Here is a 25,505-nt window from a genome sequence, read left to right as displayed (position 1 = left end):
CAAGTCCCCTTCACTGGCGCGGCCCGCACGCTCATCCCCCACGGTGCGGGCCGCGCCGCACCACACGATCACGAGCCAATCAGGAGAGGGCATGTCCGGGTCTACGACCGACAGCGCACCCGAGAACGAGCACAGCGGATCGCCGGAGACCGTGGAGCCCTCTGCCGACTCCGAGGATCAAAGGGTCGCCGCCGTGCGGCGGGTCTCGGAGGCCGGGCGGCGCTGGCGGGCCGTTCAACTCGCCGGGTGTGCGGCTCTGTTGGCGGTCGCGCTGACCGGTGGGTCGATCGCCTTCGGGGCGCTGCGGGACGGTGGCACCGCCACCGTGGCCAGTTCGTCGTCGGCGGTCTCGCCCGGACTCATGGCCGGTGGGGACCTCGACGCGGCCATCGGGGCCGTTCAGGCCCATCTGCGCGGTCAGCCCAAGGACTTCGGCAGCTGGGCCACCCTCGGACTCGCCTATGTCGAGCAGGCGCGGACCAAGGGTGATCCCTCCCGGTATCCGCAGGCCCAGCAGGCGCTCAAGAAGTCCCTCGAGTTGAAGGCCGACAACGAGCAGGGGCTCGCCGGCCTCGCCGCACTCGCCGCCGCCCGGCACGACTTCAAGGATGCCCTGGCCTACGCCGACCGGGTGCTGAAGCAGAACCCCTACAGCGAGCGCGCCCTGTCCTCCCGGATCGACGCCCTCGTCGAACTCGGCCGCTACGACGAGGCGTCGAAGGCCGCCGACCTCGCCGACGAACGACGGCCCGGCATCCCGGTGTTCACCCGCTACGCGTACGTCCACGAGCTCCGCGGCGACGTCCGTACCGCCCGCACGGTCCTGGAGCGGGCCCTGTCCACCGCGACCACTCCGGGAGACATCGCCTACGTGGCCACCGCGCTGGGCCAGCTCGCCTGGAACCAGGGCGACTACGACACCGCCCTGACCGACTACGCGCGCGCCCTCGCCGCCGACGACGCCTACCTTCCCGCTCTGGAGGGCCGGGCCCGTGCCCAGGCCGCGAGCGGGGACCGCAGCGCCGCGATCAAGGGCATGGAGGCCGTCGTGGCCCGGTATCCGCTGCCCGGGCCGCTCGTCGGGCTCGGGGAACTGTACGAGGACCGGGGCGCCGACGGCGACGAGGCGAAGGCCAAGGACCAGTACGCGCTCGTGGACGCCTGGACGGCCCTCGCCCGGGCCAACGGCGTCAACGCCGACCTCGACACCGCGCTCGCCGCCGCCGACCACGGCGACAAGGCCTCCGCCCTGCGCGCCGCCCGCGCCGAGTGGGCGCGCCGGCACACCGTGCACACCGCGGACGCGCTCGCCTGGGCCCTGCACGTGAACGGGCGCGACAAGGAGGCCCTGCCGTACGCCCGGCAGGCCACCGCCACCGGCTACCGCAACGCCTCCTTCCTCTACCACCGCGGGATCATCGAACTCGCCGCGGGCGACCGGAAGGAAGGCAGGAGTCATCTCGGCTCCGCCCTGAAGCTCAACCCCGGTTTTCTCTCCCCTCGGCGCCCGCGAGGCCCGCAAGGTTCTCAAGGAGGCGTCCAAGTGAGGCCCCGCCGTCTCTTCGCGTCCGTCACGGCCGTCCTGACGGCGGCTTGTGCGCTCGCGCTGCTCCCTTCCAGCAGCGCGAGCGCCCACCCCCTCGGCAACTTCACCGTCAATCGGTACGACGGTCTCGTCGCCGGCCCCGGGGTACTCCACGTCGACCATGTCGAGGACCTCGCCGAGATCCCGGCCACCCAGGCCAAGCCGGACATCGAGAGGCTCGGCATGACCGAGTGGGCCGCTCAGCGCTGCCGGAAGGCGGCGGAGGGCGGCAAGGTCACCGTCGACGGCCGTACGGTCGCCCTGACCGTGCGGGCCGGCCACGCGCGCGTGCGTCCCGGTCAGGCCGGCCTCGACACCCTCCGCGTGGAGTGCCGGCTGACCGCCCCGCTGCCCGAGGACGCCACCGTCTCTCTCGGCTTCCACAGCGCGGGCACCGACTCCGGCCCCGGCTGGCGCGAGATCACCGCGCGCGGCGACCGGACGACGCTCACGAAGTCGGACGTGCCCACGAAGTCGGTCTCGGACGAACTGACCACCTACCCGCAGGAGTTGCTCTCCTCCCCCGCCGACACCGTGACCGCCTCGCTGCGCGTGCGGCCCGGCGGTCCCGCCCTCACGGAAGAGCAGTCGGACGCCCCCGCCGCCTCCGTGCTGCCCCGCGGCGCCGACCGCTGGACCCGCGCCCTGGACTCCCTGGTCGCCCGGCACGACCTCACCGTCGGCTTCGCGGCGCTCGCCCTGCTCATCGCGGTCGTCCTCGGCGCGATGCACGCACTGGCCCCGGGGCACGGCAAGACCCTGATGGCCGCGGTGGCGGCGGCTCGCGGTGGCAAGGCCCGGATGAAGGACGTCCTGCCGCTGGCCGCCTCCGTGACCGTCACCCACACCCTGGGCGTGGTCGCGCTGGGTCTCCTCGTCACGGCCGGCTCGGCGGCGGCCCCCTCGGTGATCGCCTGGCTGGGCATCGCGAGCGGGGTGCTGGTGACCGCGGCGGGCATCACGCTCCTGCGCCGGGCCCTGCGCACCCGCGCCCACCAGCACGGGCACACTCACGACCACTCGCACGAGGCCGGGAAGCCCGAGGAGCGCTCCTTGGTCCTGGTCGCCGCCCACACGGAGACCGCCCCGGCGACGGCAGGGGCCCAGCCCCGGACGCACGCACCCGCACCCGCCCACACCCACGACCACCCGCACGGGCACGGGCACACTCACGAACACACCCACACGCACGACGCCGGGAAGCCCGAAGAGCGCTCCCTGGTCCTGGTCGCCGCCCACACGGAGACCGCCCCGGCGACGGCAGTCCCGGCGACGGCAGGGGCTCAGCCCCGGACGCACGCCCCCGTGCCCGCCCACACCCACGACCACCCGCACGGGCACGGTCACACCCACGCTCACGACCACCACGACCACCCGCACCCCCATCCCCACCCCCACACCGTCGAACACACGCACGGCGGCTTCACCCACACCCACGCCGTCGCCCCCACCCTCCGCGGCACGATCCTCCTCGGCTTCGCCGGTGGTCTCGTGCCCAGCCCCTCCGCCGTCGTCGTGCTCGTCGGTGCCGCCGCGCTCGGACAGGCCTGGTTCGGTCTGCTGCTGGTCGTGGCGTACGGCGTCGGACTGGCCCTGACCCTGACCGCGGCCGGATTCGCCGTCGTCAGGCTGGGCAGTGGAGTCACACGGCTGCTGGACAGGCGCCCCCGCCTGGCCGCGAGCCCGATGACCGCCCTGGTGCGCAGGACCGCGCCCCTGATGTCGGCGTTCGTCGTGGTGGCTCTCGGGGCAGGATTGGTGCTCAAGGGGGCGGCATCCGCACTCGGCTGAGCTACTTTTGTACAGAATCGTGCAACATCACGCGGAGCGGAGATTTCGCCCGGATGCGAATGGGGGACGCCCGTGTCCGAAGAACCGGGCAGTGAACGACTGATCGCGGGCCGCTACCGACTCCTGTCCCCGCTCGGCGAGGGCGGCATGGGAACCGTGTGGCGCGCCCGTGACGAGGTGCTGCACCGCGAGGTCGCCGTCAAGGAGGTGCGCGCGCCGCACGGACTGGCGACGTCCGAGGTCGAGCGGCTGTACGCCCGCCTCGAGCGCGAGGCGTGGGCGGCTGCGCGGGTCGCCAACCGCAACGTGGTGACGGTGTACGACGTGGCCACCCAGGACGGCCGCCCGTGGATCGTCATGGAGCTGGTGCGCGGCATCTCGCTCGCCGAGCTCCTGGACGCGGAGGGCCCCCTCAGCCCGCAGCGGACGGCGCACATCGGCGCCGAGGTGCTCTCCGCGCTGCGGGCCGCGCACGAGGCCGGGGTGCTGCACCGGGATGTGAAGCCCGCCAACGTACTGCTGTCGAACGACGGCCGCGTGGTGCTCACCGACTTCGGCATCGCCCAGGTCGAGGGCAGTTCGGCGCTGACGATGACCGGCGAGGTCATCGGCTCGCCCGAGTTCCTCGCCCCGGAGCGGGCGCTGGGGCGCACTCCGGGGCCGGAGTCCGACCTGTGGTCGCTGGGCGTGCTGCTGTACGCCGCCGTCGAGGGCAACTCCCCCTTCCGGCAGACCACCCCGCTCAGCACCCTGCGCGCGATCGTGGACGAGGAGCTGCCGCCGCCGTACCGGGCCGGCCCGCTCACCCCGGTGATCGAGGGGCTGCTGCGCAAGGATCCGGCGGAGCGCCTGCCGGCCGACCGGGCCGAGCAGGAGCTGCGGATCATCGGGGCCGGGGGCACGCCCCGGGCGGACGCCGTGCAGGGGGCGCCGTACGCACCGACCATGGCGGCGCCCTTCCCGCAGGAGCCGCCGACGAGCCCATACCGTCCCGCGCCCACGCCGGCCTCCACCCCCGTCACGACCTCCGGGCCCCCGGAACGCAACCGCCGCACGGCCGCCGTCCTGATCGCGGGGTTGGTGGTCCTCGCGCTGGCGATCGCGGGGCTGACGTACGGGCTGCTGAACCGTGACAACGGCGACAAGGGCGGGGAGACCGCCAAGGACACCGGTCCGGCGGTGAGTTCACCCGCGCAGACCAAGACGGACGAACCCAGCGACACCCCGTCCCCGAGCCGGAGCGAGAGCACCACGAGCGCGCCGCCGCCGCAGTCGGTGAACGTCTCGCTGTCCGGTTCGAACACCGACTACACGGGCAGCTGTCCGCCGGACAAGTCGGCGGCGCCCAACTTCACGGCCACCTTGACGGTCGGCCGGCTCCCGGCGACGGTGACCTACCGCTGGGTGTCGAAGAACGGCTCGGTGAACGGCAACTGGAAGACGCTCACGTTCCCGGCCGGTGGCGGCAGGACGCAGGAGGACAGACGGTTCGTCACCACCGAGGACGACAGCGGGACGTTCGAGGACACCATCAGCGTGGAGGTCCGCGACCCCGTCGAGGAGACGTCCAACTCGGTCCCGTTCTCGCTGACCTGCGTGACGGAGACCCCGTCCGACACGGACGAGGCCTCCCCCACCGCATCCCCGTGAGGGGCGGTCAGGCCGCGCTGTTCAGCACCGGAAGGTAGCCGCCGGACTGGCCGGCCGCCGTCGGGTGGTAGGACTCGCCGATGTTGAGCAGGTTGAGGCTGTGCAGCCAGGCGCTGCCGGAGCAGAGTTCATGGCCGGTGAAGGTGGGGCGGACGTCTGCCCAGGCGAAGCCGTGGTTCGCGGCCCGCTTGGAGATCGCGGTGTCGAGGTAGTCGGCGGCGTCGTTGATCGCCTTCCGCTTGGTCTCGGAGAGGCCGAGGCAGGTGACGCCGAGCTTGTAGAAGCGGGGGTAGCCGAGGACGACCACACGCGCGTTCGGGGCCCGGCTGCTGATCGCCGAGTAGACGTTGTCCAGTTGGCCCGGGAGCGTCGAGTCGACGTACGCCTTCGCGGTGTTGATCCGGGAGAGGCAGGAGCTGTCGGACTGGAGCACACAGGTCGTCATGACGTCGGCGAAGCCGGCGTCGTTGCCGCCGATGGTGATCGAGACCAGGGCGGTGGCCGAGGTGAGCGGGGTCAGCTGACTCGCCAGAACATCACCCGTTCGGGCGCCCGAGCAAGCCGTGAAAGCGAAGGACGAGGGTGAGTTGGCGGCCGCCCAGAGGTAGGGGTAGGCCTTCGTGCTGCGCTTGCACTCGCCGCTTGAACTGATGTAGCCGCCCGCGCCGACACCCGAGGAATAGGAGTCGCCCAGGGCCACATAGGGGCCTTCGGCGGCGTGGGCGGTGCCTGTCCCGGTGAGGACGGCGGCGAGGGCGAGGAGGAGCGAGCCGACGTACGCGGCAAATCGGGAACGTCTCATGGAACCTCCCTTTAGCAGGATCTCTGCCACATCTGTCGTAGCAACGACGCGAATCAACGGGAAGTGTCCATGCCAAAATCGGCAATGATTTCGTGGACATGACAGGTTTGTTGACTCCTCCTCAACTCCCTTGTTCTACCCCCGTAGATGGCCCAGCCTTTACCCCAGCCCGGAGCGGAACGCGACGCTCCTGGTCGTGTGCGCAAGCACGCGCACACCCCCCACGGACGCGCGCCCCACCCAGGCGCGCGTCGCCCATGAGGAGGACTCCCTCGTATGGCACAACTGCGCGCAAAGAAGTTCCGGTTCGCCGCGATAACCACCCTGGCGACCACCGCCCTCGTCGGCGGGCTCACCGCCCTGCCCGCCGAGGCCGCACCGGCCGAGGGCAGGGTCCTCGCCTCCGGCTCCCCCACGGCCGTCAAGGACAGCTACATCGTCACGCTCAAGAAGCAGGCGGGCTTCAAGTCCTCGTCCGGTGAGGGCAAGGGGCTCATCAAGGAGTACGGCGGGACGGTCGGGAAGACCTTCGGTTCCGCGCTCAACGGCTACACCGCCACGCTTTCCGCGACCGAGGCGAAGAGACTCGCCGCGGACCCGTCGGTGGCCTCCGTGGAGCAGAACCAGACCGTCCACCTGGCCGACACCACGCAGTCCTCCGCCCCGTGGGGCCTGGACCGCATCGACCAGTCCGCGCTCCCGCTCTCCGGCACGTACACCTACCCGGACACCGCGGGCAGCGGAGTCACGGCGTACGTCATCGACACCGGCGTCCGCATCACCCACAGCCAGATCAGCGGCCGCGCCTCCTACGGCTACGACGCCGTCGACGGCGACACCACCGCCTCCGACGGCAACGGCCACGGCACCCATGTGGCCACCACGATCGCGGGCTCCACCTACGGCGTCGCCAAGAAGGCGAAGATCGTGGCGGTGCGCGTGCTCGACAACGCCGGTTCCGGCACCACCGCCGGCGTCATCGCGGGCATCGACTGGGTCACCGCCAACCACTCGGGCCCCTCGGTCGCCAACATGTCGCTCGGCGGCGGCGCCTCCAGCACCCTGGACACCGCGGTCAGGAACTCCATCGCGAGCGGCGTCACCTACGCCATCGCGGCCGGCAACAGCAGCGCCAACGCCTCCTCGTACTCCCCGGCCCGCGTCACCGAGGCGATCACGGTCGGCGCCACCACCAGCACCGACGCCCGGGCCAGTTACTCCAACTACGGCTCGGTCCTGGACGTCTTCGCCCCCGGCTCCTCCATCACGGCGGGCTGGTACACCAGCGACACCGCGACCAACACCATCTCCGGTACGTCGATGGCGACCCCGCACGTCGCGGGCGCGGCCGCGGTCTACCTCGCCGGCCACACCTCGGCCACTCCGGCCCAGGTCGCCACGGCCCTGGCCAACGGTGCCACGTCCAACGTGGTCACCAGCCCCGGCACCGGCTCGCCGAACAAGCTCCTGAAGCTCGTGCCGTAGTACCCGAACAGGTGGCCCCCGCAGGTGTCTCTCACCTCCGGGGGCCACACCCGTGTCCAAGTCCGTACCAGTCGGCCTTGACGGCTCCCACGGCACTGCGCGACATTGAAGCCCGGCATCCGGCGCTTTCTGGGGGGAAACGTCGCCCATGCACACGACACGTATCGGAACATCCTCGAAGGCGTCGGGCAGAGACCTGACGCCGTTGCTCGCGGGCGCCGCGACCGCCGTGGGGGGATTCGGCGCACTGCTCGCGTTCTCCGGCTCCGACTCGCCGCTGCGCGCCCCGCTCACGCTCTTCTTCCTGCTCGCGGCACCCGCCGCCGGCATTGCCGCCGCACTGCGCGGCTTCGATCCGTTCGCCCGGGTACTGGCCTCGCTGGCCGGCTCGGTCGTCCTCAACATGCTGGTGGCCCAGGGCATGCTGGCCACGCACCGCTGGTCGGCGCGCGGCGGCGTCATGGCGATGGCCGTGATCAGTGCCCTCATCCTGCTGCTGGTACTGATGCGGCGGCGCCGTACGGCGAAGGGTCAGGAAGCCTGACGTGGACATCAGCGTGTACCGCCCCGGCGAGCTGAGCGCCGCCGACCGGGCGGCATGGAGCGCGATGCAGTCCAAGGCCCATCTGCACGATTCGCCAGGGCTGGCGAACCCGTTCCTGTCCCCCGAGTTCGCGCTCGCGGTGGGCCGGTGCAGGCGGGGCGTGCGGATCGCCGTCGTACGGGAGCAGGGCGAGCCCGCCGCGTTCTTCCCGTTCCAGAGAACCGCCGCCGGTGTCGGCCGGGCCGTGGGCCTCGGCATCTCGGACGCCCAGGGGCTGGTGCACCGGCCCGGATTCACCTGGGAGGCCCGGGAGTTACTGCGTGCCTGCGGGCTCGCCGTCTGGGAGTTCGACCATCTGGTGGAGGGCCAGGGGCCGTTCGAGGCGGAAGCCTCCGGCAGGTTCCCCTCTCCGGTCATGGACGTCGACCAGGGGTACGAGACGTATCTGGCCGGGCTGCGGGAACGCTCACCGAAGTTCACCCGCACCACACTCGCCAAGGAACGCCGGCTGGCCCGCACGGCGAGCGACGTGCGCTACGTCCATGACGAGCACGACCCGGCCGCCCTGCGCGTCCTGATGGGCTGGAAGTCCGCGCAGTACCGCAGGACCGGCCGCAGCGACCGGTTCGCGCACGAGTGGATCGCCCGGCTGGTGGAGCAGTTGTTCCACACCCGGTCCGAGCCGTTCGCGGGGATCCTGTCGGTGCTGTACGCCGACAGGAAGCCGGTCGCCGCCCACTTCGGGCTGCGCACCGAGCGCGTCCTCGCGTGCTGGTTCCCGGCGTACGACCCGGAGTACGCGAAGTACTCCCCGGGCCTGATCCTGCATCTGCGCATGGCCGAGGCGGCCGCCGCCGACGGCGTCGCGTACCTCGATCTGGGCCGGGGTCAGAAGGAGTACAAGGACTCCCTGAAGACACGGGAACTGACCGTGTCGGAGGGGTGGGTGACCCGTCGGCACCCGGTCGCGGTCGGACACCGCGTCCGCCGGGTTCCGGCGCGGGCACTGCGCAACGCCGTGGTGGCGCGGCCGGAGCTGTTCGAACCCGCCGACAGGCTGCTGAAGAAAGTGGGAAAGATCCGCTCCGGTGCGACTGTAACGGTCAAACCAACAAAAACGTGAGGCCTCGTTCCAGGTCTTGCCATACGGGTTCAATCGTCAATACCGTCATACATCACACCCGCACCGTCCCGTCATCGAGCGGCTCTAGGGGAGGGCTCAAGGACCGCGACGGGGGCGCGGGGCGCGGTAGGGGGGTGCCGTGCTCGGTGACCGTACTGGTGACCGAGTCGTGCCGCGCGACCGGCTGTCGTTGCAACAAGCACAGCACGACGGCGGTCGGCCAGCTTTGCCAGCTCACCCGGCAGGTACGGAGATTCCTTCCGGCATGCCGTGAGTGAGAACCCCCCTTTCGAACCGGAGCAACAAGCCGGACCGCCCAGGGGCGGGCGGTCCACCGGACGAGAGGGAACCAGACTCATGAGTTCAGTTCTGCGCCCGGCGACTGCGGGCCAGGATGTGCCGACAGCCAGCCAGTACCGGCCCATCTCCACTCACCTGGCCATCACGCCACCCGTGAGTGTCGTCATACCCGCCATGAACGAGGCGGAGAACCTTCCGTACGTCTTCAAGACGCTGCCCGACTGGATCCACGAAGTGGTTCTGGTGGACGGCAACTCCACGGACGACACCGTCGCGGTGGCCCGCGAGCTGTGGCCCGAGGTGAAGGTCGTGAAGCAGCACGGCAAGGGCAAGGGGGACGCCCTGATCACCGGGTTCGAAGCCTGCACCGGTGACATCGTCGTCATGATCGACGCGGACGGCTCGGCCGACGGCAACGAGATCGTCTCCTATGTGTCCGCCCTCGTCTCGGGCGCGGACTTCGCCAAGGGGTCCCGCTTCGCCAACGGCGGCGGCACCGACGACATGACCTTCATCCGCAAACTCGGCAACTGGGCGCTGTGCACCATCGTCAACCGTAAGTTCGGCGCCCGCTACACGGATCTCTGCTACGGGTACAACGCCTTCTGGCGGCACTGCCTCGACAAGATCGACCTCGACTGCACAGGCTTCGAGGTGGAGACCCTGATGAACATCCGGGTGGTCAAGGCGGGACTCAAGGTGCAGGAGATACCGAGCTACGAGTACCTCCGCATCCACGGCGCGAGCAATCTGCGGGCCGTCCGGGACGGGTTCCGGGTGCTCAAGGTGATCCTCGGGGAGCGGTCGAACCGGCGTGCGCTGCGCCGCCGCGCCCACTACTCGCCGATGCTCGACTCGCGCCGGGGAGAGGTGTCTTGAGCGATCCCGACATCTCCGTCGTGATCTGCGTGTACACCGAGGACCGCTGGGAGGACATCCTCGCGGCGGTCGCCTCGGTGCGTACGCAGTCGTACCCGGCCCTGGAGACACTGCTGATCGTCGACCACAATCCGGTGCTCCTGGACCGCCTGACCAAGGAGTACAAGGAAGCCCAGGAGGTCCGCGTGTTCGCCAACGCGGGCCCCCGGGGCCTGTCCGCGGGCCGCAACACCGGGATCGCCGCCTCGCGCGGCGAGGTGATCGCCTTCCTGGACGACGACGCCGTCGCCGAGCGGGACTGGCTGCGCCACTTCGCCTCCGGATACGCGGACCCGCGGGTCATGGCCGTCGGCGGCCGTACGATGCCGATCTGGGCGTCGGGACGCCGGCCCGCCTGGTTCCCCAAGGAGTTCGACTGGGTGGTCGGCTGCACCTACAAGGGCATCCCGTCCGGCCTGGTCCGTGTGCGCAACGTCCTGGGCGGCAACGCCTCCTTCCGCCGCACCGCCTTCGACGCCGCGGGCGGCTTCGCCACCGGCATCGGGCGGGACGGCGACAAACGCCCGCTGGGCTGCGAGGAGACGGAGCTGTGCATCCGGCTGAGCCGGGCCAGACCGGACGCGGTCCTGCTGATCGACGACCGGGCGGTGATCCACCACCGGGTGCCCGAGGCGCGCGAGCACTTCGGGTACTTCCGCACGCGCGCGTACGCGGAGGGCCTGTCGAAGGCGCTCGTGGCCCGAAGTGTCGGCGCGGACAAGGGACTTGAGTCCGAGCGCCGGTACGCCACCCGGGTGCTGCCGGCCGGGGTGGTGCGCGGGCTGCGGGATGCCGCGCTGTCCCGGCCGGGCGGCGCGGGGAGGGCGGGCGCGATCGTCGCCGGGGTGCTCACCGCGGCCGGCGGGTATGTGGTCGGCACCGTCCGGGCGCGGCGGGGCGGAGCCACGTTCACGGTCGCGGACATCGAGGGGGAGAGAGATGGCTGAGCGGCCCGTACCGATCCTCATGTACCACGCGGTCGCCACCGACCCGAACGCCGCCACCCGCGTGCTGTCGGTGTCCCCGGAGGCCTTCGCCCGGCAGATGGAGATCCTCGCCGAGTCGGGGCTCACGCCGGTCAGGACCGCCGATCTCGCCGCCCGTTGGCGCGAGGGACGGCCGCTGCCCGAGCGGCCCGTCCTGATCACCTTCGACGACGGCTACGAAGGCGTCCACCGCCACGCCCTGCCCGTGCTCGCCAAGCACGGCTTCACGGCCACGGTGTTCGTCTCCACCGGCTGGATCCGCGGTGCGTACGACACGGGCGGCGGCCTGGACACCATGCTGGACTGGGACCAGGTCCGCGAACTCGCCGCGGCGGACGTCGAGATCGGCGGCCACACCCACACGCACCCGCAGCTCGACCAGCTCGAGGACGGCGCGCTGCGCCACGAGCTGATCCACTCCCGGGAGATCGTCACCGACGAACTCGGCACCGCGCCGGCCTCGCTCGCCTACCCGTACGGCTACTCCAGCCGCCGGGTGCGCGAGGCGGTACGCGAGACGGGGTACGGCCAGGCGCTCGCCGTGAACAACGGCCTGGCGCGCCGGCGCCAGGGGCCGTACGCGCTCACCCGCCTCACCGTGCGCCGCAGCACCACGGCCGAGGAGTTCGAGCGGCTCGTCCAGGGCCGTGCGATCGCCCGGGACTTCGCCAGGGACCGTGCCCTCACCAAGGGGTACGCGTTGGTCCGAAGAGCACGACAGGTCCGCCGGAAGGTCTCCCGTTCCCGTGTCTGACACGACGACCACGACCGAGCCCGAGTCGACCGCGGCGAAGGCGCCCGAGCAGTCGGGGCGCCGTCTTCGGCTGCCCGGCCTCGGCAGGGGCGCTGGGGGCGGCAACCAGCTGTTCCGCAACGCCTACGCCCTGATGCTCAACACCGGTATCTCGGCGGTGCTGGGCCTCGGCTTCTGGCTGGCGGCCGCCCGCTACTACTCCGAGGCGGCGGTCGGCCAGGGATCCGCCGCGATCGCCGCGATGAAGCTCCTCGCGGGACTGACCGCGGTGACCCTGACCGGGGCGCTGGCCCGCTTCATTCCGGTCGCGGGCCGCGCGACCGTGCGCCTCATCGCCCGTACCTACGCGGGCAGTTCGGTGATCGTGGCGATCGCCGCGGCCGTCTTCCTGCTCACCCTGGACATGTGGGGGCCGTCGTACCGCTTCCTGCACGGGACGGTGAACGGCCTCGGCTTCATCGCCGCCGTCGTCGCCTGGAACGTGCTCACCCTGCAGGACGGGGTGCTGACCGGGCTGCGCAGCGCGCTGTGGGTGCCGGTCGGCAACACCGTGTTCTCGGCGGTGAAGCTGGGACTCCTGGTCGCGTTCGCGGTGGCGATCCCGACGGCCGGTGTCTTCGTGTCGTGGGTCGCGGCGATCGCCGTCTCGGTGCTGCCGCTGGGCTGGATGGTGTTCCGGCGTCTGGCGCCGCGCCATGTGAAGGCCACCGAGGACCACGCGAAGCCGCCCTCCCTCAGGGAGATCGGGCGGTTCCTCGCGGGCGACTACACCGGCTCGCTGTTCTCGCTCGCCGTGGTCTATCTGGTCCCGGTGATCGTGGCCTCCCAGGTCAGCTCCCAGGACAACGCGTACTTCTACATCACCACGACGATCGGCGGCACCTGCAACCTGCTCGCCATCAACATGGGCGCCTCCCTGACCGTCGAGGGCTCGCACGATCCCTCCCGCCTGGCCGCCAACACCCGTGCCGCGCTGAAGCGGATGGCGCGGATCATGCTGCCGGTGGCCGGCGTCCTGTTCTTCGGGGCGCCCTGGATCCTCGGCGTCTTCGGATCGGGCTACGCGGACGCGGCCACCCCGCTGCTGCGCTGGTTCGCCGTCGGCGCGGTGCTCCGGGTCGTCATGGAGACGTACTTCGCGGTGCTGCGCGCGCAGAGCCGCACCTCCGGACTCGCCTGGCTGCAGGGCCTGTTGTGCTTGCTGGTGCTCGGTCTGACGTTGCTGCTCCTGCCCCGCATGGGGCTGACCGGAGCGGGCGTCGCCGAGATCTCCGCGCTCGCGGTGATCGTCGCGATCGCCGCGCCCAAGCTGTACCGGACGATCCGGCACGCACCGGCCGCCGAGGTCCCCGCGAGCGCGGCTCCCGACGGGGACCTCGCCGACCTCGGGGCGCGTGAGGTAACGGCCGCCGGCCGCACCCGCCGCCCCGGCTGGGCGCTCGACCAGGACACCCTCGCGCTGGGCATCCACGTCGACTTCGACCACCAGGAACGCCGTCCCGACGTACGCCCGGGTCCCGGTACCCCGCCCACGGGCACGCCGGTGCGGGGCGTGACGCGCGACCGGCCGACATGGGCGCTGCAGAAGCCGCCCGATCTGGGGCTGCCGGTGGAGGAGAGGGAGCCGGGCTCCGAGTCCTCCCTCGGGCCGTCCGAGGCGGAGGTGGACGCGCCGTTCGAGGTGTCCTTCGACGCCGGCGAGGAGGTCGACGTACCGCAAGAGCCCGCCGTACCGCAGGAGGCGCCGCAGTCCGGGGAGCCGCCGCGGCCCCTGTCCTGGCGGGAGCGGCTGCAGCCCACCTGGATCGGTGTGTTCCTCGGTTGCCTGCTGGCCGTCGCGCTGCTCCTGTACTGGGTGCCGGCCGTCGGCCTGGGCGAGGCCGACCTGGACCGGATGGGCGGGCTCGGGCTGATCTCGATCCTGCCGATGCCCACGCTGGCCGGCGCGGCGCTCCTGGTCGTGGTGTTCGCCTCGCTGCTCTGGCTGGGCCGTGAGCACAAGGCGCTGCTGCTGGTCACGCTGGTGGCGACCGTGTTCTCGCTGCACGCGCTGCCCGCGGTGATCGAGGTCGAGCCGCGGTTCGCGACGGCCTGGCAGCACCTGGGGTTCATCGACTACATCGACCGGACCGGCTCCGCGGTGCCCGACCTGGACGCCCGCTGGAGCTGGCCGGGCTTCTTCGCGGTGGCCGCTTTCGTGGCGCAGGCCTGCGGGGTCACGGACTTCACCGAGGTCATCCGCTGGTGGCCGACGGCGATCCAACTCCTCTATCTGGTACCGATGTTCCTGCTCGTACGGCACATGCGGGCGAGCTGGCGGGCCAAGTGGACCGGCATCTGGATCTTCGTGCTCAGCGGCTGGGTCGGCCAGGACTACTTCTCCCCGCAGGGCTTCACCTATCTGCTGTACCTGGTGTTCGTGGCGGTCCTGCTCGTCTGGTTCCGCGCCCCGCGCGTGATCTGGACGAAGCGGCGGCCCGGCGAGGCCGAGGTCGAACCCACGAACCACCGCCAACGGGCCGTCCTGCTCGCGGTGTTGATCGGTCTGTTCGCGGCGAGCGTGCCCGCCCACCAGCTCACCCCGTTCGTGATGCTCGGCGTGCTGACGGCGCTCGTCCTGATCGGCCGCAGCGAACTGCGCGGTCTGCCCATCCTGTTCGCCGTCATGGTGACCGCCTGGATCGGCTGGATGGCCGAGCCGTACTGGTCGGGTCACTTCGACGACCTGTTCGGCGGGGTCGGCGGGGTCGGCGGCAATGTGTCCTCGTCGGTCTCCGGCCGTATCGACGGCGGCAGTTCGACCCACAAGCTGGTCCTGTACGTGCGCGTGCTGCTGGCGGGCGGGGTCATGGCTCTGGCCTGTTACGGCTGGTGGCGGCGGCGCGACCACAAGTACCGGGAAGCCGCGCTGCTCGTCCTCACCTTCGTGCCGTTCCTCGGCTTCGGCATGCAGTCGTACGGCGGCGAAATGGCCCTGCGGGTCTTCATGTTCGCCCTGCCGGGCGCCGGTCTGCTGGCCGCACTGGCGCTCTTCCCGCGCACCGGGGTCACCGCGAAGGAGCGCGAGAAGGACCGGGTCAGCCTCGCCCCGGTGGCCGCGCTCATGGCGGGTCTGCTGCTCATCGGCGGCTTCCTGGTCGCCCGTTGGGGCAACGAGCCGTTCGAGCGGATCCAGCCCGGCGAGGTCGCCGCCATGGACTACGTCTACGCGCACGACGATCCGACGGTCCGGGTGCTGTGGCTGTCCAACGACACGATCAACAATGTGACGCCGGCGATGCCGTGGGGCGCGAAGGACATGGAGAAGGTGTCCTATGTGCCGACCCTGGCGCCGACCGACCCGGTGCTGGTGTCCGGGCTGGTGAAGTCGCTGAAGGACGCGGGACCGAACTCGTATCTGATGGTCAACGTCAGCCAGGTCACGTATCTGCGTCTGGACGTGGGCTATTCGAGGACGTGGGAGCCGAGGCTGCTGGACAACCTCGACAACCGCAAAGAGCTCAAGCGGGTCTTCACCAACGACGACGTGACCATGTACGCACTGCGGGACCAGCCCGCGGGCAAGGTCCCGAAGGCCGATCCCGGGCCGATCGGGCCGCAGGTGACCTGGACGCCCTGGTCGGTGGTGGGGGCGCTGGCGGCGCTGGCGCTGATCCTGCTGCTCTCGGCCCGTGAGGTGGTGCGGGTCGCGGTGCGGCCGGGCGTGCGGCAGCTGCGGTGGCTGCAGAGCAGCTTCTGGTTCGCGCTGCCGCTGCTCGCGGTGTTCCTGGCGGCGCTGGTGCAGCGGTTCCTGACGATGAAGTGACGCCTTTCGGAGGTCAAGTGGCTCAGCGGGTGAGCCACTTGACTTCATACGCCTGCATGTCGAACTTCTTCCCGTCGATCTCAGCGCTGATCTGCCGATTCAAGGTGTTCACCACCAGGACGGTCTTGTCGGTGGCGAGGACGCGGACGTTGGGCACGTCGCCGGCGGCGACGGAGACGTTCTCGTAGGCGCTCCCCGGCGGGAAGGCCTTGCCGAACCGGCTGACGAGGTCGAACATCGGCAGCTTTTGACCGCCACCGCTGCCGCTGGTCGGTGTCCAGAGACAGCCCGCGCAGTCCGTGCCCTTCTCGTTCTCCGGGTTCCAGTAGAAGGCGGACGTGGTGCCGCCCCTGGCCAGCGCGATCATTCCGGCGGCCTGCACCGCGACCCGGCGGTTCTCGGACCAGCCCTCGCGTTCGTCCCGGCTGTCGGCGGGCTCGACGTAGTACTCGGCCCACCACAGCGGCAGGTTGCCGGTCTGCTGCCGCACCCACCGGCTCACCGCGGTGAACTTGTCGGTGGCCGCGAACTCGTTCGGCAGCAGCTCGTCGTCGTTGGTGTAGCTGGAGCCGTCCACGACCACGAAGTCGGCGCCGGCCTTGTTCCTGTTCCAGTAGTCGAAGGCGTCGAGGATCCGCTGGTCCATGGCGCCCCAGGCCCCCTTGAGACCGGCGGAGGCGTCCTCGGAGCGCGGGTCGACGCTGTCCATCACGAGATACGGTCCGCCCACCATGATCTTGGGGTTGACCTTCTTCAGCGCCTTGTAGACCAGGTTGTAGAGCTGGGTGTAACCCTCGTAGTCCCAGCGGGCCTTCGCGTCGTTCCAGAAGCCCTTGAACTCGTTCCAGACGATGAAGTGGCGTACGTCCGGGTAGCGCTTGGCGACGGTCGCGGCGAGCGCGGCGTAGTCCTTGAAGTGCTCGGGATCCGGCGCGGTCTCCAGTGCCGCCTTGCTCCAGTCGGTCTTGCCGACGCCCGCCTCGCCGCCCTTCATCCAGTCCGGAGCGCAGCACAGGGTCACGATCGGTGTGGAGCCCGAGGCACGGATGAAGTCGATGCGCCGGTCCAGGTCCTCGAAGTCGTAACGCCCCTTGACCGGCTCGGGGTTGTCGGCGCCCCAGCCCATGATGTGCTGGTTCTGCGGGACTCCGCCGGCGTCGGCCAGCAGGCCCTCGACGCGCTCGGTGGCGGCGGAGCCGCCCTCGTCGGCGCTGAACTGGGTGTGTGTGAACCCCCAGCCCACCTCCGGGGTGTCCGCGTCCGGTGTGCTCGTCGGAGTGCCGTGGACCTTGTCGCCGTTGCGCGAGGTGCCGTCGGTGCCCGCGCCACTGCCAGGAAGCGTGTTGAGGAGGGTCACGACCAGCGCCAGAGCCACCGCGCCCACACCGAGCAGAGCGGTGAGCCGCCACCGCCGTGCCCCCGAATTCCACCCATGACGTCCCATTGAGGGCAACGGTATCCGCGAACACGCCTGTGCGGGCAGATGTCGGAGATGCACAGCTCCGTAACAGGAGGTTGAGGACAGACCGGAAACACGGGACAGCCGCGACACAACCGGCGCACCACGGAAACCGGGTGCGTATGGGGGTTCTGTGCCGGATCATGGGCGCCATGTCTGCCAACCCACACGACGCTCTGCCGATCCGGCTCAACGTCGACGACAGCGACTCACCGTCCGACGTCGTCGACGCGCTGTTCCTCGGCCGCTTCGCGACGGGCGAGCAGCCGTACTCCCACGCGGCCAACATCGACCGGGTCCGCACCGGGGCCACGCTCCTGCCGGCGGGCGCCCGGGTGCTGCGCGTCGCCCGCGACGACGACCGCAGCGCGACGCTCGCCGAGGGGGACGGCTGGACCCTGCTGATCTCCCGCTGGAACCGCGGTGCCGACGTCACCGTCACCGCCACCGACCCCGAGCTGGCCAAGAAGGTCCTCGACCAGGCCACCGACGGCGCGGCGGACGAGCCCGAGCCCCAGCCGGAGAACGTGACGATGGGCTTCTGGTACGTCTCCCCCAGGCGCGGCCCGCACCGCACGACCCGCCAGATCTCCGCGGGCACCTGGGACGAGGTCCGGGACAACTACACGGCACCGGTCGCGGACGCGATGGACAGCCTGATGAAGACGACCCCGGAGGACATCGCGGGCCGTCTGCTCCTGCTCCACGGCCCGCCCGGCACCGGCAAGACCTCCGCCCTGCGTACGCTGGCCCGCTCCTGGCGGGACTGGTGCCAGGTGGACTGCGTCCTGGACCCCGAGCGGCTGTTCAACGACGTCGGCTATCTGATGGACATCGCGATCGGCGAGGACGACTCGACGGGCAAGGGCCGCTGGCGGCTCCTGCTCCTGGAGGACTGCGACGAACTGATCCGCGGCGAGGCGAAGCACACGGCGGGCCAGGCCCTGTCCCGTCTGCTGAACCTCACCGACGGCCTGCTGGGCCAGGGCCGCAACGTCCTGGTGGGCGTCACGACCAACGAGGACCTGGAGCGCCTGCACCCCGCCGTGGTCCGCCCCGGCCGCTGTCTGGCCCGCATCGAGGTGGGCCCGCTGACCCGCCGGGAGGCGGTGAGCTGGCTCGGCGCCGAGGAGGGCGTGGGCCGGGAGGGGGCCACGCTGGCGGAGCTGTACGCACTGCGCCGGGGGACGTCACCGACGGCGGTGCCGGAGCCGCGGCCGGGGGCGGACGCGGGCCTGTACCTGTAGTGCTTTGATGGGTGTATGACCCTGTTCGTCGGCACGTCGGGGTGGCAGTACAAGGACTGGCGGGGCGTCCTCTACCCCGCCGACGCCCCCATGCGGCTCTGGCTGGAGCGATACACGGAACACTTCCCGACGGTCGAGATCAACAACGCGTTCTACCGGCTGCCGGCCCGGGAGACCTTCGAGGCGTGGCGGAAGCGGGTGCCGGGGGACTTCGTGGTCGCGGTGAAGGCGAGCCGGTACCTGACCCACATCAAGCGGCTGAAGGACCCGGAGGAGCCGGTGCACCGCCTGATGAGCCACGCGGAGGGGCTGGGCCCGCGTCTGGGCCCGGTGCTGCTCCAGCTTCCCCCGACCCTGCGGTCCGACCCGGAGCTGCTGGACGCCTGCCTGGCCTGTTTCCCGACGTCGACCCGGGTCGCGGTGGAACCCCGCCACGAATCCTGGTGGACACCGGAGACCCGAAAGGTCCTGGAGACCCGCGGCGCGGCCCTGTGCTGGGCCGATGTCCGCGCCCGCCCGGTGACCCCGCTCTGGCGCACCGCCGACTGGGGATACGTCCGCTTCCACGAAGGCCGGGCACAGGCATGGCCGCACTACGGCAGACGGTCCCTGGAGACCTGGGCCGAGCGGATCGAGAAGACCTGGTCCGGGAACGAGGACGTGTACGTGTACTTCAACAACGACCCGAACGGTGCCGCCGTGCGGAACGCGCAGCTGTTCACCTCGCTGTCTCAGCCCGCCCCGTAAGCCGCCCGCAGCGCATCCCGTACGGCCGCCAGCGCGTCGCTCTCCGTAAGCCCGAGTCGCCTGGCCCGCTCGACGTACGCCTGGGCGGCCGACGCCAGCTCCCGTTCCGCGGCCGAGCCGGCGGCGGCCACGAACGTGCCGTTGCGCCCCCGTGTCTCGATCACCCCGTCACTCTCCAGCGCCCGATACGCCTTGGCGACGGTGTTCGCGGCGAGCCCGAGCGACTCGGCGAGCCCGCGCACGGTCGGCAGCCGGTACCCCACCGGCAGCACCCCCGCCCGCGCCTGCTCGGAGATCTGCACCCGCACCTGCTCGTACGGCGGCGCACTGTCGTCAATGTGGATCTTCAAGGTCACGAGCCGATTGTCCCGCACCCTCCGGAAAATGAGAGGCACTCGTGCGACGCCCCCACGTAACGTGCGCCTTCATGACCGTGATCGTGCGCGATCTGCGCCCCCAGGACCCGGCCGACGTGGAGAACTTCGCGCACGCGCGGCATGTGTCCCTTCCCCACGTGCTGTGGACCCCGGCCGGCGTCGTTCACCGTACGATCCACACCCACCCGGACGCCCACTACCGCTCCCTCGTCGCGGAGGAGGGCGGCGAGGTGATCGGCACGGCCCAGGTCGGCCTCGCCCACGACAGCCCGGAGCCGGGCCACGGCTACCTCAACGTCTACGTACGCCCGGACCGCACCCGGCGCGGTGCCGGCGCCCTCCTCGTCCGCACCGCGGAGGAGCATCTGGTGGCGCACGGCGCGACCAGGCTGTACTCCTGGGTGCTGGACGAGCCGCAGAACCGCACGTTCGCCGAGCGGCACGGCTACCGGGCCAGCCGCTCCGCGCACTTCCTGCGCCTGGACCTGACGAACGGCACGCTGCCCCCGCTGGGGACCCCTCCCCCGGGCGTCGAAGTGCGCACCGCCGCCGACTTCGCCGCCGACCCGCGCCCCTTCTTCGAGCTGGACGCGGAGACGGTGGGAGACGAACCGAGCGACGTGGACACCGAGTTCACGGACTACGACATGTGGATCGAGGAGAACTGGAAACATCCGCTCCTCGACCATGCCCTGACCACGATCGCCTTGGTCGACGGCCGCCCCGCCGCCTTCAGCGTCGCCCACACCGACGGCGCCGGCCGTTATGCCACGGCCATGACGGGAACCGCCCGCGCCTTCCGTGGCCGGGGCCTCGCCAAGCTCGCCAAGAACGCCTCCCTGCACCGCGCCCGCGCCGCCGGCTGCACGGAGGCACTCACCGGCAACGACGCCGGCAACGAACCCATGCTCGCGATCAACAAGTGGTTCGGATACGAGATCTGCGCCACGGAGGTACGTCATGTCCGTGAACTCACCTGAGGCCCGGCAGCGTGTGGAGGTCGTCCTGCTCAAGGCGGGCCGCACGAAGATCCGTTACGAGGCCGAGCTCCTCACCGACGACGGCACCCGCATCACCGTCCGGGCTCCCTGGGCGGGCGAGGGCGTCCGCGACTTCGGCTTCGTCCGCTTCGAGCCCGGCGACGTCTTCACCGAGCACTACTGGCGGGACCGCTGGTACGCCGTCAAGGAGGTCCGCTCCTCGGACGGCACCCTGAAGGGCTGGTACTGCGACATCACCCGCCCTGCGTCACCGAACGGCGCCGAGTTGGTCGTGGAGGACCTGGACCTGGACCTGTGGGTCTCGGCCGACGGGACGGACGTGCTGCGCCTGGACGAGGACGAGTTCGAGGAGAGCGGTCTGGCGGAGACGGACCCGGAGGCGGCGTCAGCGGCACTGGCAGCTCTGGACGACTTGGAGGCCATGGCCCACGCGGCGAACTTCCCACCCCTTTAGTCGCTCCTCACCACCACCGCATACCGCTCGTCATGCACGTCCTTCCCCCACAGCAGAGGGTCCCCCGACAGCCGTTCCACCTGTACATGACCGCCCAGCGGAGCCGCCAACCCGCTCACCACCTCGGCCGGTATCCCGGCCTCCCCCCACACTCCCTCCACCAGTACCAACCGCCCACCCGGCCGCAGCAACCCCCACCACCGCAGCAGCACCCGCCCCGGATCCGGCAACGCCCACAGCACATGTCGGCCAAGGACCACATCGAATCGCTGCTCCCCCACCGGGGGATGCGCGGCGTCACCGATCAGGAACACCGCGTCACGTCCGGCGAGCTTGGCGCGCGCCAGCTCCACCATGGCCGGAGAGAGATCCACCCCCGTCACCCGATGCCCCTGCTCGGCCGCGAGGAGTGACAGGCTCCCGGTCCCGCACCCGAGATCGAGGACGTCGGACGCCCCTCCCGCGCAGCCACCCCCGCAGCCGCTCGGCCCAAGCGCCCCTTACCTCGGGGTCCCGCAACCCGTGATCCGGCTCCTCGTCGAAGGACCCCGCTTCGGCGTCCCAGTCCACGTCCGCCGCCCCACCCCTGCCGTCACTGTTCTCCGTCATGCGCCCAAGAGTGACACCCGCCACTGACACTCGAATCGTGACAGCCGCCACTGACAGACCGGCAACCGATGAGGAACTCTCCACAAAAGGGTCTACCTCCGTGAGAACGCGGAACTCGGTAGGCACTGAAGGAGGCAGTCATGCGCCGTACCACCGTGCAGAAGCCCCTGAAGAGGACGGACGCCCGGCGACTCCCCGAGGAGGCCGACGAGCGCCCCGCGGGACGACCCGAGGTCCGCAAGGACATCGCGCGGACCTGGTGGCCCGACGGCTGACGGCGGCAGGCGTGCCCCGTATCAGACCAGTCGCTTGCGGTAGTGGACGCGGTCATAAGGCCCGTCCACTCGCCGTTCCACGACCTCATAACCGAACTTCGGATAGATCTCCTGGTTCTCCCACATCATCGCGTTCGTGTAGAGCCTGACCTCGGGCAGCCCCAGCGCACGCGCGTGTGCCTCGACGAACCGCAGCAGCCGTCCTCCCACGCCCTGACCCTGGGCGTCGGGGCGGACGGCGATGTTGTCGAGGTAGAGGTGGTCGGGGTGCTCCTCGACCACCACGAGTCCGACCACCGGGTCGCCGGTGACGAACACCTGCCCCGCGGCCACGTTCGCCGCGTGGTCCCGCTCCATGGGCTGCGGTACGCGTCCGATGCGCTCGATGTAGTGCTCGTACGCCGCGTCGGTCAGGGCTTTCACGGTCGGTACGTCGGCCGCGACGGCGGGTCGGATCTCCTCGTTCGTCATGGGCGCACGCTAACTGTCTGATCTCCGTCTCAGCACTCCCTTAAGAGGGCCATAAAGATCGCCACGGCCCGTCACAAGCTGGGGATTTCACGGTTTCTTTGATCCGGCACCCATCAGTACCGGTTCCGAGGAGATCCCCCATGCCCGCACGCCGCAAGGTCGCAGCCGTCGCCGTCGGCCTGACCCCGCTCGCCCTGACCGCACTGGCCGCCGGGCCCGCGTCCGCGCACGGCTCGATGAGCGGCCCGGTCAGCCGGGTCGCGCAGTGCTACGCGGAGGGCCCCGAGAGCCCGACGTCGGACGCGTGCGGGGCGGCGGTCGCGGCGGGCGGCACGCAGGCGCTCTACGACTGGAACGGCGTCCGCATCGGCGACGCGAACGGGCGCCACCAGGAGCTGATCCCGGACGGCAGGCTGTGCAGCGCGAACAACGACGAGTTCAAGGGGCTCGACCTGGCCCGCGCCGACTGGCCGGCGACGAGCGTGAGCAGTGGGTCGTACACCTTCAAGTACCGCGTGACCGCTCCGCACAAGGGCACCTTCAAGGTGTACCTCACCAAGCCGGGCTACGACCCGGCGCAGCCGCTGGGCTGGGACGACCTGGACCTGTCGAACCCGGTCGCGACGGCCACCGACCCGGTCGCCTCGGGCGGTTTCTACACGTTCTCCGGCACGCTCCCGGAGCGCTCCGGGAAGCAGCTCCTGTATACGGTCTGGCAGCGCTCGGACAGCCCGGAGGCGTTCTACTCCTGCTCGGACGTGACGTTCGGCGGCGACTTGGGTGGCACGGCGAGCAGTCCGACCCCGGCCCCGAGCGCCTCCGCTCCCTCCGAGGAGCAGATCCAGGACGGCACCGGCAAGTCGACGGTGGAGCACGGCGGGCACGGTGACGACGACGCCAGTACGCCGGCGGAGCCGGTGGCCGAAACGGCGAGCGTTCCGGCCAACGACGTGAAGGCGGCGAGCACTTCGCAGAACCTCGCCGAGACGGGTGGGGACGGCAGCACGTCGTATCTGGCGATGGGCGGTGCTGCCACGCTCGCGGCCGGCGCGGCGATCCTGTTCGGTTCGGTGCGGCGGCGCGCGGCGAACGGCGGTGCACGGCAGGGCCGTTGACCGAACGATCTCCGGGGCCTGACCGGCGGCTCAGGCCGGACAGGCCCCGGCATCGGTCAACTGAACGCCGACGCGCAGGTGGTGGGGGTGGCGTGGGTGGGATCGAGGGCGTTGGCCACCTCGTGGAAGGCGATCCGGTCGAACAGCCCGATGGCCACGTGCTCGGAGAGATCGAGCGCGCACAGGTCCTGCAGCAGGACGTTGTGGACGCCGGATCCGCTGAGGAACTGGCTCCGGTACGGCGTGACGACCTCGTCGTACTTGGTGGCGAGGACGGTGTACTTGACGCCGGGGACGGTGTCGCCGCCTTCGTTGAGTCTGGTGAGGAAGGGGGAGCCGACGACCTGGTCGGCGAGGGCCGGGGTGTGGGTGGTGAGCAGGTCCTGGATGCCCGGGAAGTACGGCATCAGGTTGGCGATGCCGGACAGGGTGGTTCCGTGGTTGTCGGGGGCGATACCGACGAGGGCGTTCACCTTGGCGGCTCCGCCGAGGAACTTGAGGTAGTAGCGGGGCATCAGGCCGCCCTGCGAGTGACCGACGAGGTCGGTCTCGGGGGCGCCGGTGGCGGCGAGCACCTTGTCGACGAAGGTCTTCAGCTGCTCCGCCGACTTGTCGATGGGGCCCAGGCCGTGGAAGAGGGGTACTCCGGAGAGTTGGCCGTAGTCGAAGGAGAAGACGCAGTAGTCGCGGTTCTCCAGGTAGGGGGCGAGGGCCAGCCAGTTGTCCACGGAGTTGGCGAAGGTGCCGTGGACGAGGACGACGGGGCGGGGGTGCGCGGCGGAGGGCTTGCAGGTGTAGTCGTTCCAGCCGCTGCTGGGGGCGGCGGCCGCCTGGGCGACTCCGGCGGCGGGGACGAGGGCGACCGCGGCGGTCAGGAGCAGGGCGGCCAGGGGTCTGAGGGCTCGTTTCCAGGGCAGCATCGTGTGATCTCCTTGCGGCTCAAGGGAGTTGCGATGGCCTTACGCCCTGTGATCCGGATCACGAGGATGCTGTTCAATTCGAAAGTTACGGACGAGTAGTGCACTTGTGAAGTTACGCGTCAGTAAAAACTTGCAGTGTTAACCGCGCCGCCTGCATCTACTGATGAACCGTCACCAGGTGGGCCTGATGGGACCATGGGGAGCAATGCGCCCCAATCGGTCGCACAGCGCGCGCACATCACTCTCACCGAGTACATCGGTCCACGACCGCACGGCCTCCGCTGCGGCCTCCTCTGCCGCACGCGTGCAGGCCCATCCCCGCTCGGTCAGCACGACCAGCCGGGCCCGCGCGTCCCCGGGATGCGGCCGCCGCTCGGCGTACCCCTTGCGCACGATCTCGTCGACCAGCTGGCTCGCGGCCTGCTTGGTCACGCCGAGATGCCCGGCCAGCTCCGTGACCGTGGCCCCGTCCGGCGCGAGCCGCGCGAACGCGAAGCCCCAGGCGGGCCGCGCCTCGAACCCCCGGGCGACGACCCCCTCGTTGATGCGCTGGGTCAGGTCACCGGCGGCGGCGAGCAGGGCGGCGGCCAGGGCGAGGGCTTCGGAGTTCTGCACCCAGGCATTGAAACACCCTTGACGAATTGGTCAAGCAGCTTGACCATGGAGACATATAGTCAACCTGCTTGACCATCTCTGGACCCGGAGGTCCCGCATGCCCGTAGTCCGCTCGTCCGATGCCGTCACCCACGAGATCCACGGCGCCCGTTTCGTCTCGTACGCCACTCCCCTCAGCGGCGCCAAGGAGCTCTGCGCCTGGCGCGGCGAGATTCCCGCGGGGACGAAGGCGCCGGCTCACACCGTCAACCGCGAGGAGATCTTCCACCTGCTCATCGGCGAACTCCTGATCACTCTCGACGGCACCACCCATCGGATCACCGCGGGCGACACGGTGATCGTCAACCCCGGCGCGATTTTCGCCGTCGAGAACCGGACCGATCACACGGCCCTCACCTGGGTCACCACCTCCATCGGCCTGGAGGCGACACTGGCCGACGGCACCCGTATCACTCCGCCGTGGGCCAACTGA

At 70.7% G+C, this 25,505-nt stretch carries 22 protein-coding genes and 2 pseudogenes; 17 read left to right on the top strand and 7 right to left on the bottom strand.

Annotation, left to right across the window (positions count from 1 at the left end; all coding sequences use genetic code 11):
- The first annotated feature begins 43 nt into the window (after positions 1-43).
- The 3 genes and pseudogenes from M2157_RS37735 to M2157_RS37725 all read left to right on the top strand — a co-directional run bounded on the left by M2157_RS37735 (position 44) and on the right by M2157_RS37725 (position 5,026).
- Positions 44-1,547: pseudogene (locus M2157_RS37735) on the top strand (tetratricopeptide repeat protein).
- Positions 1,544-3,376, top strand: a complete 1,833-nt coding sequence (locus tag M2157_RS37730) for a nickel transporter (RefSeq protein ID WP_280867438.1) — start codon at positions 1,544-1,546, stop codon at positions 3,374-3,376. The pseudogene M2157_RS37735 and the gene M2157_RS37730 overlap by 4 nt, the downstream one beginning before the upstream one ends.
- A gap of 72 nt (positions 3,377-3,448) precedes the next feature.
- Entirely contained in the window at positions 3,449-5,026 is a 1,578-nt protein-coding gene (locus M2157_RS37725; protein ID WP_280867437.1) for a serine/threonine-protein kinase, read from the top strand.
- 7 nt (positions 5,027-5,033) lie between these two features.
- Here M2157_RS37725 and M2157_RS37720 read toward each other — a convergent pair whose 3' ends face one another.
- Entirely contained in the window at positions 5,034-5,828 is a 795-nt protein-coding gene (locus tag M2157_RS37720; RefSeq protein ID WP_280867436.1) for an SGNH/GDSL hydrolase family protein, read from the bottom strand.
- 276 nt (positions 5,829-6,104) lie between these two features.
- On the opposite strand from M2157_RS37720, the gene M2157_RS37715 reads away from it, so the two are divergent.
- The 7 genes from M2157_RS37715 to M2157_RS37685 all read left to right on the top strand — a co-directional run bounded on the left by M2157_RS37715 (position 6,105) and on the right by M2157_RS37685 (position 15,743).
- Positions 6,105-7,313 (top strand): S8 family peptidase, encoded by a 1,209-nt coding sequence (locus M2157_RS37715; protein ID WP_280867435.1) that lies wholly within the window; start codon positions 6,105-6,107, stop codon positions 7,311-7,313.
- Between the two features lie 148 nt (positions 7,314-7,461).
- On the top strand, positions 7,462-7,857 hold the full coding sequence (locus tag M2157_RS37710) for a hypothetical protein (protein WP_280856610.1): 396 nt from the start codon (positions 7,462-7,464) through the stop codon (positions 7,855-7,857).
- A gap of 1 nt (position 7,858) precedes the next feature.
- The gene (locus tag M2157_RS37705) at positions 7,859-8,980 is read left to right on the top strand and encodes a GNAT family N-acetyltransferase (RefSeq protein ID WP_280867434.1); all 1,122 of its coding nucleotides are present in this window, start codon (positions 7,859-7,861) and stop codon (positions 8,978-8,980) included.
- Positions 8,981-9,337: 357 nt separating this feature from the next.
- Positions 9,338-10,159, top strand: a complete 822-nt coding sequence (locus M2157_RS37700; protein ID WP_280867433.1) for a glycosyltransferase family 2 protein — start codon at positions 9,338-9,340, stop codon at positions 10,157-10,159.
- Positions 10,156-11,145 carry a glycosyltransferase family 2 protein gene (locus tag M2157_RS37695; protein WP_280867432.1) on the top strand — a complete coding sequence of 330 codons (990 nt, stop codon included), beginning with the start codon at positions 10,156-10,158 and terminating at the stop codon, positions 11,143-11,145. The genes M2157_RS37700 and M2157_RS37695 overlap by 4 nt, the downstream gene beginning before the upstream one ends.
- Entirely contained in the window at positions 11,138-11,938 is an 801-nt protein-coding gene (locus M2157_RS37690) for a polysaccharide deacetylase family protein (RefSeq protein WP_280867431.1), read from the top strand. Before M2157_RS37695 ends, M2157_RS37690 begins: the two co-directional genes overlap by 8 nt.
- The gene (locus tag M2157_RS37685; protein ID WP_280856615.1) at positions 11,931-15,743 is read left to right on the top strand and encodes a polysaccharide biosynthesis C-terminal domain-containing protein; all 3,813 of its coding nucleotides are present in this window, start codon (positions 11,931-11,933) and stop codon (positions 15,741-15,743) included. The genes M2157_RS37690 and M2157_RS37685 overlap by 8 nt, the downstream gene beginning before the upstream one ends.
- Before the next feature lie 22 nt (positions 15,744-15,765).
- On the opposite strand, the gene M2157_RS37680 is transcribed toward M2157_RS37685, so the two are convergent.
- Positions 15,766-17,187: a xylan 1,4-beta-xylosidase gene (locus tag M2157_RS37680; protein WP_280867430.1), complete on the bottom strand. Its 1,422-nt coding sequence runs from the start codon at positions 17,185-17,187 to the stop codon at positions 15,766-15,768.
- Between the two features lie 167 nt (positions 17,188-17,354).
- Between M2157_RS37680 and M2157_RS37675 the strand changes: the two genes are divergently transcribed.
- Together M2157_RS37675 and M2157_RS37670 are read left to right on the top strand one after the other, a co-directional pair.
- Entirely contained in the window at positions 17,355-18,449 is a 1,095-nt protein-coding gene (locus tag M2157_RS37675; protein WP_266526539.1) for a DUF5925 domain-containing protein, read from the top strand.
- Between the two features lie 15 nt (positions 18,450-18,464).
- The gene (locus tag M2157_RS37670) at positions 18,465-19,196 is read left to right on the top strand and encodes a DUF72 domain-containing protein (RefSeq protein ID WP_280867429.1); all 732 of its coding nucleotides are present in this window, start codon (positions 18,465-18,467) and stop codon (positions 19,194-19,196) included.
- Here M2157_RS37670 and M2157_RS37665 read toward each other — a convergent pair.
- The gene (locus M2157_RS37665; RefSeq protein WP_280856618.1) at positions 19,181-19,552 is read right to left on the bottom strand and encodes a GntR family transcriptional regulator; all 372 of its coding nucleotides are present in this window, start codon (positions 19,550-19,552) and stop codon (positions 19,181-19,183) included. The two genes, M2157_RS37670 and M2157_RS37665, sit on opposite strands and share 16 nt — an antisense overlap.
- A 71-nt stretch (positions 19,553-19,623) precedes the next feature.
- On the opposite strand from M2157_RS37665, the gene M2157_RS37660 reads away from it, so the two are divergent.
- Both M2157_RS37660 and M2157_RS37655 read left to right on the top strand, forming a co-directional pair.
- Positions 19,624-20,553, top strand: coding sequence for a GNAT family N-acetyltransferase (locus M2157_RS37660; RefSeq protein WP_280867428.1), 930 nt, complete (start codon positions 19,624-19,626; stop codon positions 20,551-20,553).
- Positions 20,534-21,028 carry a DUF402 domain-containing protein gene (locus M2157_RS37655; protein WP_280867427.1) on the top strand — a complete coding sequence of 165 codons (495 nt, stop codon included), beginning with the start codon at positions 20,534-20,536 and terminating at the stop codon, positions 21,026-21,028. Before M2157_RS37660 ends, M2157_RS37655 begins: the two co-directional genes overlap by 20 nt.
- Here the strand turns inward: M2157_RS37655 and M2157_RS37650 are convergent.
- Positions 21,025-21,637: pseudogene (locus M2157_RS37650) on the bottom strand (class I SAM-dependent methyltransferase). The gene M2157_RS37655 and the pseudogene M2157_RS37650 overlap by 4 nt on opposite strands.
- 140 nt (positions 21,638-21,777) lie before the next feature.
- Here M2157_RS37650 and M2157_RS37645 point away from each other — a divergent pair.
- Positions 21,778-21,912: a hypothetical protein gene (locus M2157_RS37645; RefSeq protein WP_020117828.1), complete on the top strand. Its 135-nt coding sequence runs from the start codon at positions 21,778-21,780 to the stop codon at positions 21,910-21,912.
- 21 nt (positions 21,913-21,933) lie between these two features.
- Here M2157_RS37645 and M2157_RS37640 read toward each other — a convergent pair whose 3' ends face one another.
- Positions 21,934-22,383, bottom strand: a complete 450-nt coding sequence (locus tag M2157_RS37640) for a GNAT family N-acetyltransferase (protein ID WP_280856622.1) — start codon at positions 22,381-22,383, stop codon at positions 21,934-21,936.
- Between the two features lie 140 nt (positions 22,384-22,523).
- On the opposite strand from M2157_RS37640, the gene M2157_RS37635 reads away from it, so the two are divergent.
- The gene (locus M2157_RS37635; RefSeq protein ID WP_280856623.1) at positions 22,524-23,498 is read left to right on the top strand and encodes a lytic polysaccharide monooxygenase; all 975 of its coding nucleotides are present in this window, start codon (positions 22,524-22,526) and stop codon (positions 23,496-23,498) included.
- A 56-nt stretch (positions 23,499-23,554) separates the two neighbouring features.
- On the opposite strand, the gene M2157_RS37630 is transcribed toward M2157_RS37635, so the two are convergent.
- Positions 23,555-24,418, bottom strand: coding sequence for an alpha/beta fold hydrolase (locus tag M2157_RS37630; RefSeq protein WP_280867426.1), 864 nt, complete (start codon positions 24,416-24,418; stop codon positions 23,555-23,557).
- 171 nt (positions 24,419-24,589) lie between these two features.
- Positions 24,590-25,033 (bottom strand): MarR family winged helix-turn-helix transcriptional regulator, encoded by a 444-nt coding sequence (locus M2157_RS37625; protein ID WP_280856625.1) that lies wholly within the window; start codon positions 25,031-25,033, stop codon positions 24,590-24,592.
- Between the two features lie 97 nt (positions 25,034-25,130).
- On the opposite strand from M2157_RS37625, the gene M2157_RS37620 reads away from it, so the two are divergent.
- Entirely contained in the window at positions 25,131-25,505 is a 375-nt protein-coding gene (locus M2157_RS37620) for a cupin domain-containing protein (protein WP_280867425.1), read from the top strand.

Source organism: Streptomyces sp. SAI-127, assembly GCF_029894425.1.
GTDB lineage: Bacteria > Actinomycetota > Actinomycetes > Streptomycetales > Streptomycetaceae > Streptomyces.
Note: the sequence above shows the minus strand (reverse complement) of the source record. Positions and strands in the feature narration are given on the sequence as shown.

Excerpts from the sequence above, each read along its gene's own strand:
- M2157_RS37635 (WP_280856623.1), top strand. The coding sequence starts at position 22,524 with ATGCCCGCACGCCGCAAGGTCGCAGCCGTCGCCGTCGGCCTGACCCCG.
- M2157_RS37690 (WP_280867431.1), top strand. The coding sequence starts at position 11,138 with ATGGCTGAGCGGCCCGTACCGATCCTCATGTACCACGCGGTCGCCACC.
- M2157_RS37680 (WP_280867430.1), bottom strand. The coding sequence starts at position 17,187 with ATGGGACGTCATGGGTGGAATTCGGGGGCACGGCGGTGGCGGCTCACC.
- M2157_RS37675 (WP_266526539.1), top strand. The coding sequence starts at position 17,355 with ATGTCTGCCAACCCACACGACGCTCTGCCGATCCGGCTCAACGTCGAC.
- M2157_RS37655 (WP_280867427.1), top strand. The coding sequence starts at position 20,534 with ATGTCCGTGAACTCACCTGAGGCCCGGCAGCGTGTGGAGGTCGTCCTG.
- M2157_RS37720 (WP_280867436.1), bottom strand. The coding sequence starts at position 5,828 with ATGAGACGTTCCCGATTTGCCGCGTACGTCGGCTCGCTCCTCCTCGCC.
- M2157_RS37645 (WP_020117828.1), top strand. The coding sequence starts at position 21,778 with ATGCGCCGTACCACCGTGCAGAAGCCCCTGAAGAGGACGGACGCCCGG.
- M2157_RS37710 (WP_280856610.1), top strand. The coding sequence starts at position 7,462 with ATGCACACGACACGTATCGGAACATCCTCGAAGGCGTCGGGCAGAGAC.
- M2157_RS37700 (WP_280867433.1), top strand. The coding sequence starts at position 9,338 with ATGAGTTCAGTTCTGCGCCCGGCGACTGCGGGCCAGGATGTGCCGACA.
- M2157_RS37715 (WP_280867435.1), top strand. The coding sequence starts at position 6,105 with ATGGCACAACTGCGCGCAAAGAAGTTCCGGTTCGCCGCGATAACCACC.
- M2157_RS37640 (WP_280856622.1), bottom strand. The coding sequence starts at position 22,383 with ATGACGAACGAGGAGATCCGACCCGCCGTCGCGGCCGACGTACCGACC.
- M2157_RS37620 (WP_280867425.1), top strand. The coding sequence starts at position 25,131 with ATGCCCGTAGTCCGCTCGTCCGATGCCGTCACCCACGAGATCCACGGC.
- M2157_RS37670 (WP_280867429.1), top strand. The coding sequence starts at position 18,465 with ATGACCCTGTTCGTCGGCACGTCGGGGTGGCAGTACAAGGACTGGCGG.
- M2157_RS37660 (WP_280867428.1), top strand. The coding sequence starts at position 19,624 with ATGACCGTGATCGTGCGCGATCTGCGCCCCCAGGACCCGGCCGACGTG.
- M2157_RS37630 (WP_280867426.1), bottom strand. The coding sequence starts at position 24,418 with ATGCTGCCCTGGAAACGAGCCCTCAGACCCCTGGCCGCCCTGCTCCTG.